At 32.9% G+C, this 14,217-nt stretch carries 8 protein-coding genes; 2 read left to right on the top strand and 6 right to left on the bottom strand.

Features of this window, described 5'->3' with window-relative positions:
- Positions 1–27 precede the first annotated feature (27 nt).
- The 6 genes from addA to HS848_RS01735 all read right to left on the bottom strand — a co-directional run bounded on the left by addA (position 28) and on the right by HS848_RS01735 (position 10,589).
- Positions 28–3,693, bottom strand: coding sequence for a helicase-exonuclease AddAB subunit AddA (gene addA / locus HS848_RS01760; RefSeq protein ID WP_198611041.1), 3,666 nt, complete (start codon positions 3,691–3,693; stop codon positions 28–30).
- Positions 3,686–7,174, bottom strand: coding sequence for a helicase-exonuclease AddAB subunit AddB (gene addB, locus HS848_RS01755; protein ID WP_198611040.1), 3,489 nt, complete (start codon positions 7,172–7,174; stop codon positions 3,686–3,688). Before addB ends, addA begins: the two co-directional genes overlap by 8 nt.
- A gap of 174 nt (positions 7,175–7,348) precedes the next feature.
- A complete protein-coding gene (gene lepB / locus HS848_RS01750) occupies positions 7,349–7,921 on the bottom strand; it encodes a signal peptidase I (RefSeq protein ID WP_198611039.1) in 573 nt (190 codons plus the stop codon).
- A gap of 14 nt (positions 7,922–7,935) precedes the next feature.
- The gene (gene lepB / locus HS848_RS01745; RefSeq protein ID WP_198611038.1) at positions 7,936–8,460 is read right to left on the bottom strand and encodes a signal peptidase I; all 525 of its coding nucleotides are present in this window, start codon (positions 8,458–8,460) and stop codon (positions 7,936–7,938) included.
- Between the two features lie 4 nt (positions 8,461–8,464).
- Positions 8,465–9,037 carry a TVP38/TMEM64 family protein gene (locus HS848_RS01740; protein WP_107507449.1) on the bottom strand — a complete coding sequence of 191 codons (573 nt, stop codon included), beginning with the start codon at positions 9,035–9,037 and terminating at the stop codon, positions 8,465–8,467.
- A gap of 220 nt (positions 9,038–9,257) precedes the next feature.
- Entirely contained in the window at positions 9,258–10,589 is a 1,332-nt protein-coding gene (locus HS848_RS01735) for a glucose-6-phosphate isomerase (RefSeq protein WP_198611037.1), read from the bottom strand.
- 326 nt (positions 10,590–10,915) lie between these two features.
- Between HS848_RS01735 and HS848_RS01730 the strand changes: the two genes are divergently transcribed.
- Together HS848_RS01730 and argH are read left to right on the top strand one after the other, a co-directional pair.
- Positions 10,916–12,118, top strand: a complete 1,203-nt coding sequence (locus HS848_RS01730) for an argininosuccinate synthase (RefSeq protein ID WP_107507447.1) — start codon at positions 10,916–10,918, stop codon at positions 12,116–12,118.
- A complete protein-coding gene (argH, locus tag HS848_RS01725) occupies positions 12,111–13,493 on the top strand; it encodes an argininosuccinate lyase (RefSeq protein ID WP_198611036.1) in 1,383 nt (460 codons plus the stop codon). Before HS848_RS01730 ends, argH begins: the two co-directional genes overlap by 8 nt.
- Positions 13,494–14,217 lie beyond the last annotated feature (724 nt).

The raw sequence follows: 14,217 nt of genomic DNA, 5'->3' as shown, positions 1-14,217 counted from the left end.
TGTTTGATACCTCATGATATTGCTATATTACTCATCTTCTTCAATGCTTAATTGCCCAAATTGGAAGAAATAAAGATAGCCATATACTTTAGAATTTAAAATAGTCTCTAAGGTGTTTTTATAGTACTTCATTTGAATTTTATATTTATCGCGTAGTTGGACGCCAATCTCTTCGTCAGTCAAACCTCGTCGTCTGTTAAAAGCATCCGTTTTATAATCTACAAAGTAGTATTGGTTATCTTCTAAGAAAATTAAGTCAATCATCCCTTGAATAATAGACACATCCTCATCTTCCTCTGGCATCTCATCTACCCTTGCCTGATTAACCACAAATGGTAACTCTCGAAAGACTTTATCTGCTTGAGTTATTCTCATATACAACTCACTTCGAATAAATCTCATCACTTCTTCATACTGAATATCTTTTTTAGCATCTTCTTCTATAATATGATTGTCAATCAACTTATCTATATAATCATTTAACTCCGTTTCAGTTAAACGTTTTTCTTTAAATGGTAAGTGCTGCATAACCGTATGCATTAACGTACCTCTTTCATTTGCCTTATGTTTCTTATCTCCTCGAAGGAACTTAGGTCGCTCATATGTTGAAACACCTATTCTATATTGGCGTACCCTCTCGTAACTAGTACCACTTTCTTCAGTTTCTAATTGACGTTTTAACTCAGATACTGACTGTTTCGAAGGTTTTTCTGTATCTTTTATAAAAGGATACTTAAATGATAACTGTTCATTAATTTGTTGTTTTAACCCATCATCGTTAGAACCGCCTGTTTCAATATCTTCAACCGTACGATGTTCGCTTTCTTCATTATCTATCGCAATGTCAAGGTCATCAAAGTGTTGGACCTTAACGTCAACAGTTGGATAAAGACTATCTTCTAAATCCTCAATTGAGCGTTCGAATTGATATTCTGGAACGAGCGATGTCGACTTATGCTTTGCTAGTATACTGAAAATTAATTCGAATGATGATTTGGCTTCAAGTCGTTCATGTGAAGCTAATAGATTATCTGAAATAGTTTTTTTTTCATAACTGATTAATTTATCTTCTTTATCAACCGATCCAATAAGGATCAGTTGCTCTTTAGCACGAGTTAAAGCTACATAAATCAAACGCATTTCTTCGGAAATCATTTCTCTTTTCGCATTTTCTTTAATAATTAACGAGAGAAGAGATGGGAACGAAATATTTTGTTCCAAATCATAGTACTGCAAGCCGAGTCCATATTTTTGATTAAGCAGAAGTGGCGCACCTAATTCTTTTACTTTATATTCTTTAGTTAATCCGACATAGATGACAAATGGAAATTCAAGCCCCTTACTACTGTGGACTGTCATCATACGTACAACATCATCATTAGGGCCTATTACATTTTCCTCACCAAAATCTTGGTTCCGTTCAATTAATTCATCGATATATCTAATAAATTGATATAATCCTCTAAATGTTGAATTTTCAAATTCAATAGCTTTATTAAATAACCCATAAAGATTAGCGCGTCTGCCTTTTCCGCCTATTAACCCACTAAAATATTGAATAACAAAATGATCATTGTAAAATTTATCTATTAATTGATACACGGCATGGTCTTGGCTATAGTCTTGATACATTTCTAAATCATTAATAAAGTATTGTAATTTCGCAACCAATTCTTTTGGTGATGCCTCATCTTGTATGTAATGCATAATAGATTGATAAAAATAATCATCATTAGAACTTGTGACACGGATTTGTGCCAATTCATCTTCAGTAAATTGATAGATAACTGAACGCATGAGACCAACAAGATAGATATCTTGAAGCGGGTTATCCACTGTTCTTAAAAACGACAAGACTAAACGAACTTCAGTTTGGTCAAAATATCCTTCTTTACTGTTTACATGAAACGGAATACGACTATTTTTAAAGGCTTTCTGTATGTTACGTGAATTCTTCACATCTCTACTTAAAATTACAATATCTTTATAAGATGGCTTGCGATGTCTACCCGTCTTCATATCATAGACTTCTTGTTCTTCTAAAATATGTTTGACTTGTTCAACAATGTAATATGCTTCTTGTTCTTTTTTATCTTTATCAAGCGAAGCATCTTCCGATTTCATTAAGGCATGTAATTCAAGTGGCATTCTCTTTTGCGAGTATTTTGTAGCGCCATAATATAATCGAGCGTCAGCGTCATAGTCAATTTCCCCTACCTCTTTATCCATCATATGATTAAAAAGATAATTAGTAGTATAGAGAACTTCTTGTCTTGAACGGAAGTTCTTAGACAAATCAATACGTAAACCAGTACCATCATTGTCTTTTTCAAATCGATTATATTTACCCATAAATAATGTAGGATCGGCTTGTCTAAATTTATAGATTGATTGCTTAACGTCTCCTACCATAAATAAGTTACCGTTGGACTCATCTCCACGCTTAATCTTCGAGATAATAGCTTCTTGAACTTGGTTAGTATCTTGATATTCATCAATTAGTATTTCTTCGAATTGACGACGGTAATCTTTTGCGATTGATGATGGGTTGCCTTGTTCATCTGTTAAAATCTGCAATGCAAATTGTTCATAATCAGAGAAATCCAATACGTTTCTATTACGTTTTTTTTGGCCAAATGTTTCAATAATATCTTTAACTACACGTATGAGATACTGCACTCTTGGGACTAACTTGCGCATATCTTGTTTTAAATCTTCAGTCGAACGCATGAAATATTCATTTTTTACATCAATGACTTTATTTCTATAACTTTTATAGAATTCTTTAATATTTTCCAATAACTCTTCATTATCATTTTCTTTTTTAATCTTGGCAGACATCATTGGAAATTTACTTGGCTCATGTTCAATTAATACCTCTTTATTAAGTACGCCACCTTCTATTGCTTTTTCACAAAAGGCTCTTTCAGCCTTAACCACATCAAGATGTTTTTCAACGGCATTACAGTTTAATAAAAGACTTTCCGCTTCTCTTAGTGCATCATAGGCTGCCGTAATTTGGACATTGGCTATATTAGATAATTCGTTAAGCAATACTTGATACATTTCTTCATCTTCATAAGGCTTAACCAAACGATCTAACCATTCATATGGCGAAGGATTAGCGATACTAAATTTATAAAAGTTTTTTAATATCCTACGAAAGTTTTCATCATTACGGTCATTAGAAAGTTGTTCTACTAACGTTACGAATTCCACGGCCGGATCTTCATAATGCGTTTCTAACACTTCATCAATTGATTGGTCTAACAATAGCTCATTTTCCATATCAGTTATAGTACGAAAATTAGGATCAAGATCAATCACATCATAATGTTGTTGAATAATTTTCAGACAAAAACTGTGTAAGGTTGAAATTTGAGCTTGATGAATTTTAATACGTTGATTTTTGAGATGCTCATTACTTGGATCATCAATTGATGCTTGTTGGATACGTTGGTCAACACGGTGTTTCATTTCTCGAGCACTTAAATTAGTAAAGGTTACTACTAATAATTTATCTACATCGATTTCATCTCTAATAATTTTTTGAATAATGCGTTCTACTAAAACAGCGGTTTTACCTGAACCAGCTGCGGCAGCCACAAGTGTATCTTGCCCACTCGCATAAATACTTTGCCATTGGGCATCCGTCCATTGCGCTTCCGGTGGTTTAACTGGTATATTATTCATCATTTTCACCACTTTCTAACTCTACGTCTTGAACTGCTTGTATTGGGTCTATCGATTCATCTACATAGCGATAGTTTTTATTATCAATAAGGTTATCTACATGGCAGACTGACTTAAAACTACAAAATTCACATGGTAATCTATTATCAAATTTAAGCGGTGCCACTTCTGTATGGCCATCTAAAATATTTGATGCAGTTTCTATAAAGTTATCTTTATTGTGTTTTATAAATTTATGAATCGTAGTTTCATCTGCCACACTACTATCTCTTGCCGAAAAATTACCATCTTTTTTCAATGTTACAGGCACAATATCTGATCGAGGCGTGTCGTCTAATCGAATATCCAACGCATCCACGACATCCATATCGCTATTAACTAATCCACGTAATTTATATTTTTTAAGAAAAGCTTTATTCAAGTTGTCTTCTTCTAAAGCATCATCTTTCATTTTTCCCCATGAATCAAACTTGAGTCGTTCATCATGGACATGGAAATAAAGTAATCCACCTGGTTTTATTTCTTCTGTAAGGCCTAGACGGTGTGCATTTTGTAAGGCTACATCCATATACGTCATCATCTGCATTTGCTTACCATAATATACTTTTTTCAAATCTAATTTAGCACTAGTATCTGAGGATTTATAATCGACTATATTAACATAGCTTATATTGTCTTTAGTATAAGCATCAATGCGGTCAATTTGACCACGTATATTAATCGGAATGCCCTGTTTAGTAATGAGCGGTTGCGCTATTAATTCTTCCTCATTACGTGGTGTCTTTCTAAACCCTGTTTCAAATCGTTGTGGTCTAAATTTAGTATTTTCATTTTGGTATCGAAGCGCCTTAAGCGTACTTTCAACAATTACTCCAATACGTTTAGAGACGTAACGATAGTATGCGTTCGAGTCCATTAAATTAAATTGAACTTGTGGCAAGACATTCTCTAACGCTTCGACAGTTAAAGCATGAATTTTTTTATTATCTAGATGTCTAAAATCACCTTCTATTTTGTCAGATATATATTTTAATGCTGTATGGAAGATATTTCCTAAATCGAAATTCTCAAGCTTATACTTCGTACGTTCATTTAAGCGTAAACCGTAATTTGCGTAATGCTTAAACGGGCAATCATTATACCCTTCAAAACGCGATACACTAGCATTAATAGTTGTACCGTAAAGTGAAGTAGCTAATTGTTCACCTAGTTGGATAGTTTCGTTATCGTAGGTAAGAGATGTTAATAAGTAATTTAATCCGTCATTTAATTCATCATTATCGCGCATAACCTGATATGCATCTAGCCATGTTTCTGCTACTGCTTCATCTTCAAGCCAGGCTTTTAAAGCTTCAAATAATGCAACCTTTGTTTGATGTGGGTGTTCCATTAACGTCAATGGTTGTGAGTTATGAATATAGTGTATATTTGTCACTTCAAGTCCATTAAATAATTCTTCAATTTGATTAAGGAAAGGACTTTTCTCTTTATCGTCACCTTGTACGCCCATCAAACTATAAGAAAATGTTACGCGGTCACACCCGCGTGTCATAGCGATATAACATACAAATGCTTCATCCATTTGTAAAATATCGGAAGTCGGGCTTAATTCTACTTGTGCTTGTTGCTCAAATACTTTCTTTTCTTCATCAGTAATCAAGCTAGATGAGGATACGGGTTGTGGCATAGCACCATCATTCATCCCTACCATATAAATATGCTTTTTATTATCAACTTTCGCTAAATCCATTGTACCGATACTTACTTGATCAAGCGTTTGTGGAATCATCACAAATTCAAGTTGCTCTAGCCCAATATCAAATACTTCTAAAAAGCGTTTAAGCGTCATTTCTTCTTCATCAAATACAGTAACTAAGTCATCTAATATTTGAATTAATCCGTTCCAAATTTGGTCGATTTCTTCCGCTTCTTCATGATAGCCATCCACATCAAGCTGATCTCGCTTAGCCATCAAATATTTCGGTAAATCAAAAGATTCCATAGTCTCATAGAAAGCCGTCGCAAAGCCTTTTACATTCGAAGCATCGTTCATAGCTTTTTCGAAACTTAATATTTTATCTATAACATCAACTTTCAAATTAACCACTTGTTCAAACGTTTCACGCTCTTCTTCTGAAAGCTTATGTTCTTTTCGTCCCATTTTAGTGAAATTATCTACACTAAATAATTGTTCGTCTAACCAACGTTTACCATATATACCTCGTTCAACAACAAAGTTCTCTAGTAAATCAATTAAATAGTCGCTATCTTTAAATTGATGTGACAAAATATTCGTTTTAAATAAACGCATCATTGGACTAATATTCCAATTTGTTTGGATAACCTCTAAAAGTGAACGAACCATCTCCATAATTGGATGATGCGTCATAGATTTTTTAGTATCAATATTAAATGGGATATTATATTGCGGTAACACTGAATCAAATAGATATGCGTATGTTTCATCACGATACAAAATTGCAATATCCTGATATCTGTAATAATCATCACGTGTATCTTTAATAATTTGTCGCGCTATTTCATTTACTTCTTCTCGCATATTTGAAGATTCTAGAATCTTGATATTGCCCTCATGTGCTTTAGGTGTTACTTGTAACGCATCGAATTGTTGTTCTAATTGGAGTAGGTCTTTATTATTAAAACGATGTTGTTCTCTAAAGTATTGACGGTTTAAAGTGATACCTAAGTCATTAGCTATTTCTTGTAAATGTGTAAGTACTTCTGAAGGCTTTCTAAACAGGCTAAATGGGTCTTCATTACCATCTGTTGTTAAAAGTACGGTAACTTGTTTAGCATTTTGAACGAGTGCTTTAATAATTTGATATTCTAGAGTCGAAAAGTTATGGAAACCATCTATGTAAATTTCAGCACGTTTAATCCACTCTGATTGATGCATGATTTCAATAAAATGATTTAAACTATCTTCCGCAGTAATAAATTTATCGTTGATACGTTCTTCAAAGTAATCATAGATAAGCGAGATGTCTTCTAATTTATGACGCGTTCTTGTTTGAATTTCATTCTCTTGTAAAAATGTCTGTAAATGGTCTGGTGTTACTGAATATTTTTTAAAATCTTGTATCTGCTCGGTTAACTTCTCACTAAATCCATAATAATTCACTTGGGATTTATATAGTTTTAATTCAGACTTATGTTGTTGAACAAGATTGTATATCATCATCTCTGTAGCTGCTTGAGTCAATCGTTCTTCAGTTAATCCCCCAATTTCCTGAAAAATTCTATGACTTAAACGTTCGAAGTGGAGTACTTCCGTTCTCAAGCTACCATTTAACTCTTTATCATTTACAAATGATTGCTCTAATTGAAACGTACTTTGTGTAGGTGCAATTAAAATGATTGGATCTCCTAAAGGATCCACTTTCATTTGTTGTTTAATATTTTCAATCATATAGTGGGATTTGCCTGTCCCTGCTCTGCCAAGATATGTATTTAATTCCATTGTTTCCCCACACTCCTTTGAGACTATTTTACCATAGAACATATGTTCTTAAAAAGTTTTATCCTTATAATTTGATGAAGTTATAAAAAGGGATTGGAATAGAATTCAAACTTGAATTTCTATATCCAATCCCCACTATTTACAATTACTTTAAAACCACATGACTAGATTATTCTATTTATCATTATCTGGGTTGAAATTAAATTTAAAATCACTTAATGGCCAGAATCTAAATGAAACTTTACCTACTATTTGATTCTTATCAATCAAACCAAATGCACGACTATCTTTACTCACTTCACGATTATCTCCAAGCACTAAACATTTACCTTTAGGAATAACATTTGAGTTTGGATTAGCATTTGGCAAATCTTTAGTTTCAAATGAACCAGTAATATATTCACCTTGTTTACGTTTCTCATTATAGTCTAAGTATGGTTCTTTAATTTTCTTGCCATTAATATAAAGTTTATCGTCTTTATATGTTACATTGTCTCCAGGTACGCCAATCACACGTTTTACATAGTCATCACTTTTATTTGCATGGAAGACAATGACATTGCCCTTTTTAACATCGCCAACTTTATAACCTAAAATATTAACCATCACATGTTGGCCATCTTTTAAAGTCGGGTCCATTGAATCGCCTTTAATTGTATATGATTTAGCGACAAAGTTTATCATTACCCATACAAGTAATAAACCTACTGCTATAGCGACAATCCATTCGATTATTTCTTTCTTCAAACTTAACACCTCATCTACTTATTAAACTGATAGGTAAATTCCTTAAATGGATAATATTTTAAACTCACGTCTCCTACGATGTCTTTTTCGTCAATTAGTCCATATATACGAGAATCGCTTTTTTTATTACCATTATCATTTAACACAAAATATGAATTTGGCGGAATAATATCTCCGTCAGCCTCGTCTATATCACGTAATGCAAAATTATTAATATCTCTATTTTTAGCATAATTTTTATCAACTTGTCTATCGTCTCTATATAATTTGCCGTCTCTTACTTCAATCGACTCGCCAGGCTTCCCTATAATTCTACTAAAATGAAGGTCATTATTTTGACGATACATAATAATATCTCCATCATTTAATAAATTAAAAGTCACCTTAATCTTATTGACTATGACGCGATCACCTTTATTCAAAGTAGAAGCCATCTCATTATTAGGCACAACGCCACCTCTAATAATGAAAGTTTGGATAAACAACACAAATAATATAGCTAAGATAATAGTTACAAGTAGTTTGATTATTCGACGCACTATGTCACTCCTTGTTAACACCCATAAAATGGTGTTCAACTTTTTTCCCAATAAACCATAATGCAATAGTAATTAAAACTAACATAATGGCTCTTATAGGATGTGTAAAAATTGTAGTTACACTTCTTCCCATCACAGCTATAAAAGTAATAGAAATTAATTTTGAAACAAGTAAAATCACAAAGTAATACTTCGCTTTAATGTGTGATAAACTAGCGACAAAATTAACTAGAGTATTTGGGGTAAAAGGAAAGCACATCAATATAAATATTGGCACTAATCCTTGTCTATCTATAAAATGTATTAATCTTTCAACAGATTTCCGTGTTCTAATTCGTTGCAAAAAGTTGGCGTTTACAAATTTTCGGCAAAAGAAAAATACTGTAAACGTACCGGCTACAATTCCTAACCAACTGATGATAGTCCCTACCAAGAAACCATATGCATGAACATTCATAATAACGTATAACGTTAAGGGAAGTACGGGCACAATGGCTCTAAAATAAAGCAATATAAAGCCAGCGAAGTATCCTAAATCTTGTAGCAAGTTAAACCATTGTTCAATTTGATGAAACACTGTAACATCAAATCCTTCCTAAATTAATAGCAGTTATCGTTTCATAGAAATATTTTACACTGTTTACCATATAAATCTACCTTAAACTCAATAAATCAGTCACAGGTAGTAGTTCAAATTCATGCCTTAGATTTAATATAAACCTATAGAACCTAAAAAGTCGATATGGAAGTTCATCCATACCGACTTTAAATTCTAAAGTATATTCATTTATTCAGACTTATAAACGGTCTTCTAATTCTTTTTTCTTATCTTCATATCCAGGTTTACCTAATAAAGCAAACATGTTTTGTTTATATGCTTCAACACCTGGTTGGTTAAATGGATTAACACCTAATTGATAGCCGCTCATCGCACAAGCTAATTCAAAGAAGTAAACCACATAACCGAATGTTTCTTCGTCTAAACGAGGGATATTGACTACTACATTAGGAACGCCACCATCAGTGTGGGCTAATAATGTACCTTCGAAGGCTTTTGTATTAACTTCATCAATTGTTTTACCTGCTAGATAATTTAATCCATCTAAATCATCACTATCTTCTTCAATAGTAATGTCGTGTTTAGGATTATTTACTTTCACAACTGTTTCAAATAAGAAGCGACGTCCTTCTTGAACATATTGACCTAATGAATGTAAATCAGTTGTATAGTTAGCACTTGATGGATAAATACCTTTGAAATCTTTACCTTCAGATTCGCCGTATAATTGTTTCCACCATTCATTGAAATATTGCATTGAAGGCTCGTAGTTAATTAACATTTCAGTAGTATAGCCTTTGCTATATAAAATGTTACGGATAGTAGCATATTGATATGCAATATTTTCATCTAAATTATCAGATGCAAGTTCTTTACGTGCTTTGTTAGCACCAATCATAATTGATTCAATATTAATACCTGCTGTTGCAATTGGTAATAAACCTACTGCTGTTAAGACAGAGTAACGTCCACCAACATCATCAGGTACTACAAACGTTTCATAGCCTTCATTATCAGCTAATTGTTTTAAAGCACCTTTCGCTTTATCAGTAGTCGCAAAAATACGTTCTTTTGCTTCTTTCTTACCATATTTATCTTCTACTAATTGTTTAAACAATCTAAATGCAACTGCTGGTTCAGTAGTAGTACCTGATTTAGAAATTACGTTCACTGAAAAGTCTTTATCTGCTAAATATTCAACTAATTCTTGTGTGTAACTTGAAGATAAATGATTACCCACAAAGACAATTTCAGGGTATTCAGTGCTATTACGGAATGAAGAAGTCAACATTTCAATCGCTGCACGTGCACCTAAGTAAGAACCGCCAATTCCAATAACCACTAATACATCTGAATTAGCTTTAATACGTTTAGATGCTTCTACAATTCTTGAAAATTCTTCTTTATCGTAATCTTCAGGTAAATCAACCCATCCTAAGAAGTCACTACCTGCGCCAGTTCCTTCGTGGATTGTTTTATGGATAGTTTTAACAATATCTTTTTGTTGATCAAGTTCATGTTGCCCAAAAAATTCTAAAGTCTTGCCATAATCTAATTGAATGTGAGTCATTTAAAAGCCTCCTGTATATCCTTATTGACTTAATTCTACTAACTTTGTGTTCTCTATTCAATTGACATGATTATAATTTCACATATTTCTATCTTATATAGACAATTTTTAGCCACTTTTACTTTTTTGAAAATGAATATTTTATTAATACTTAAAAAAGCTACAATAACCTAATTTTCGCCTAATTGAGCTATTTATAACATTTAAAAATAATTGGTATTTGAATAAATTTTTGTATATTTATGTAAAATAATGGTTTTATTTTCATTATATATCTGTTAGTATGAATTTATAATAATTTTCAGAAAAAACAATGAGGTGACAATATGAAGGAGAAAATCGTATTAGCATATTCAGGTGGATTAGACACAAGTGTAGCCGTTAAATGGCTTATTGATAAAGGTTACGATGTCGTAGCTGTTTGTTTAGATGTAGGTGAAGGTAAAGACTTAGATGTCGTTCATTCAAAAGCATTAGATATGGGCGCAGTTGAATGTCATATTATCGATGCTACAAAAGAATTTAGTGATGATTATGTAAGTTACGCTATTAAAGGTAATTTAATGTATGAAAATAGCTACCCACTCGTTTCAGCATTATCACGTCCTCTTATCGCTAAAAAATTAGTCGAAATTGCTGAAAAAACGAATTCTATTGGTATTGCACACGGTTGTACTGGTAAAGGTAACGACCAAGTACGTTTCGAAGTTGCAATCAAAGCATTAAATCCTACACTTAAAGCATTTGCACCAGTAAGAGAATGGGGCTGGAGTCGTGAAGAAGAAATTGATTACGCACTTAAACACAATATCCCTGTAGGTATTAATCACGACTCTCCATATTCAATCGACCAAAACTTATGGGGCCGTGCCAACGAATGTGGTATCTTAGAAGATCCATACGCAGCGCCTCCTAAAGATGCATATGATTTAACTGCTGAATTAGAAGATACACCAGATACGCCAGATGAAATTATTCTTTCATTTAAAGAAGGTATACCAGTACAACTTAACAACAAAGATTATGACTTAGACCAATTGATCTTAACGTTAAATGAATTAGCTGGTAAACATGGCATTGGACGTATTGACCATGTTGAAAATCGTCTCGTAGGTATTAAATCTCGTGAAATCTATGAAACACCTGGTGCCGAAGTTATTCTAAAAGCGCATAAAGCTTTAGAAACATTAACGCTAACTAAAGATATTGCGCACTTTAAACCAGTTATTGAAAAACAATTTGCCGAACAAACATATAATGGTTTATGGTTCTCACCTTTAACAGATAGCTTAAAACTATTTATTGATAGTACACAAAAACACGTCGAAGGTGACGTAAGAGTTAAATTATTCAAAGGTAACGCTATTGTAAATGGTAGAAAATCTCCATATACGTTATATGATGAAAAATTAGCAACGTATACAAAAGAAGATGCATTTAATCAATCAGCTGCAGTAGGATTTATTGATATTTACGGATTACCTACTCAAGTAAATGCACAATTACACGGAGGTTATAGTAATGAGTGATAAAGCATGGGGAGGTCGTTTTCAACAGCAACCTGAAGACTGGGTGGACGAATTTAACGCATCCATCGAATTCGACCAAACGTTGTTAGATGAAGATATTCAAGGCAGTATTGCCCATGCCACAATGTTAGCGCACCAACATATCATTAATAACGACGATAAAGATGCTATCATTGATGGCTTAAAAGCAATACAACAAGATTTTCATAATAATAAGTTAGAATTCAAAAAATCCCTTGAAGATATTCATTTAAATATTGAACATGAACTGATTCAACGTATCGGTGATGCAGGTGGTAAATTGCATACAGGCCGTAGTAGAAATGACCAAGTAGCGACTGATTTGCATTTATACGTAAAAAAAGAAGTTCAAGAAATTCAAACTTTAATACGTTCATTCCAAGCCTCAATTTTGGAACTTGCGCAATCTCACGTTGATACAATTATGCCAGGTTATACACACCTTCAACGTGCGCAACCTATTTCCTTTGCGCATCACATTATGACGTATTTCTGGATGCTTGAACGTGACTATTCTCGTTTTGAAAATAGTATGAAACGAATCAATATTTCACCTTTAGGTGCAGCAGCTCTTAGCGGTACAACGCACCCTATCGATCGTCATGAGACACAACAACTTCTAGAATTTGATTATATTTATGAAAATAGTTTAGATGCTGTGAGTGACCGTGATTATATTATCGAAACATTGCATAATATTTCACTTACAATGATACATTTATCACGTTTTGCAGAAGAAATTATCTTTTGGTCTACTGATGAAGCTAAATTCATCACTTTATCTGATGCGTTCTCTACAGGCTCATCGATTATGCCACAGAAAAAGAATCCAGATATGGCTGAATTGATTCGTGGTAAAGTCGGACGCACGACTGGTCATTTGATGAGCATGCTTATGACATTGAAGGGCTTACCACTCGCATATAATAAAGATTTACAAGAAGACAAAGAAGGTTTATTCGATTCTGTACGTACGGTTAAAGGTTCATTACGCATATTTGAAGGTATGTTAGATACATTGACTGTTAATACAAATCGTTTAAATGAAACGGTACATCAAGACTTTTCAAATGCGACTGAGTTGGCAGATTATTTAGTTGCTAAAAATGTTCCATTCAGAAAAGCACATGAAATCGTTGGTAAAATTGTCTTCGAATGTATTCAACAAGGTATTTATTTATTAGATGTACCACTTGAGCGTTATCAAGAATTAAACGAGCAAATTGATACAGATGTCTATGATTATTTAAAACCTGAAAATTGTCTGAATCGTAGAAAGAGCTACGGTTCCACTGGTCAGGATGCAGTACGACACCAACTAGAAGTAGCAGAACAAATCTTACAAGATAAGTAACCAAAACCCCTATCATACTCTAGTAGTGTGCATAGGGGTTTGGTGTATTTAAAAAATGAAATTTTATAAATAGTTATTACTTCACTATTCCATATCATACGCCCAATTAGTTTACTTTCTTCAAAGAGTGATAAATATAAGTATAATATGTTGAAAAAGTAAGGGGTGAGCATCTTGAAGGATAAACATTTTAATATTATTCAAATTTCAGTAGTCTCTCTAATTATTTTATGTTTCATCATATTAATTTTAAGGTTTTCTGGAATAGTGGGTAACGATTTATATCACGGAGCCTCAATAGTGATGTCAATTTTACTATGTCTAAGTGGAATTGCTTATTTAATGGGAAGAAAGTTTTTAGTAGGTGCTATTTTAGTTATAGTTGCTATTCTACTGTTTTTCAGTAATTTTTAGGTCTAATAGTAACTATATTATCTCTAGGACCAATTTGAAATGACTTTATATACTTTATGCGTGATTGAGACATTAATATAAAAAATGGCTTAATTTTGGCAGTAATTGACTGAGATGAAAATGCGTTCAAGCCTCGCTTTCTTCATTTCTACTCAACCTCGCCGGAGCGGGACAATGAAATCTTCGAAATTACATTAGATTTCTGTTCCGCTCTTTTTTCAAAATCAAAAAAGGATTGAGACACTATATAAAATGTCTCAATCCTTTTTACTATGCGAGGTCGACAAAATCTTTTTAATTACATTAGTTT

The organism is Staphylococcus caledonicus (assembly GCF_016238465.1).
Lineage (GTDB): Bacteria > Bacillota > Bacilli > Staphylococcales > Staphylococcaceae > Staphylococcus > Staphylococcus caledonicus.
This window is presented reverse-complemented; position numbering and strand designations above follow the sequence as displayed.